Raw genomic sequence first — 686 nt, 5'->3', positions numbered from 1 at the left:
CTCTGCAGTTGTGCAAAGGGCCGCAGTTTGATGAAACGTAAGGCTAATACTGCGCATTAGCTAATAGCGGGTTTCTGTGGCCAAACGATAGCGTCAGGCTCAACACCAGATTGCGGAATATCACGTAATGTCGAACGATATTGCTTCCAAGCATCCGGTAATGATTCTCCACTTCCCATGTACTTGATGACTAACCAATCCGTTGCCTTTAATTTAGCATCACGTATTACACGTACTGTGGACCACTTCGTCTCATTTGCCATTTCTGCATCGAGGTAACCAAGCTCACTGTTCGTATTGTTTTCCTGCATAATTTATTCTTCCCAAGTTGGTTTAATTTGAGTAACACGAGCCACTGATGGGCGCCCTTTATCGGATGTATACATGACGTTAGCCCCAAAAGAACGAGCCGCACCACAGTGGTGCCGTGTATCAACTTTTAACGTAACGCGAGCAATGCCATTATCACGGCCTTGACCAATGCTTCTGAATGATACTGGCAGTGCTGTCCCTTCTAAATCACGGGTCAATGCAACTTCTGTGTCCCCACTCGGTTCAGAGATAAACAAACTTAATTCGCCATTTTTTGCTATTTTTTTTAATTCTAACAAACCCGCGACCGAATCTGATGAGCTTGTTCCAGTGAAAATCAGATGGTTTGTATAGCCTGTATTAGCAGCCATACC

At 44.5% G+C, this 686-nt stretch carries 1 protein-coding gene and 1 pseudogene; both read right to left on the bottom strand.

What is annotated here, in order from left to right:
* Positions 1-56: 56 nt before the first annotated feature.
* Complete coding sequence (locus tag BT797_RS04360) at positions 57-311, bottom strand: tail fiber assembly protein (protein WP_052678272.1); 255 nt, start codon at positions 309-311, stop codon at positions 57-59.
* A gap of 3 nt (positions 312-314) precedes the next feature.
* Positions 315-686: pseudogene (locus BT797_RS23775) on the bottom strand (hypothetical protein); the annotation flags it as partial.

The sequence above is a fragment of the Moritella viscosa genome (assembly GCF_900120065.1).
GTDB classification, from domain to species: domain Bacteria; phylum Pseudomonadota; class Gammaproteobacteria; order Enterobacterales; family Moritellaceae; genus Moritella; species Moritella viscosa.
Note: the sequence above shows the minus strand (reverse complement) of the source record. Positions and strands in the feature narration are given on the sequence as shown.

What these genes read in the sequence shown, in the direction of transcription:
- BT797_RS04360 (WP_052678272.1), bottom strand. Translation starts at nt 311, where the DNA reads ATGCAGGAAAACAATACGAACAGTGAGCTTGGTTACCTCGATGCAGAA.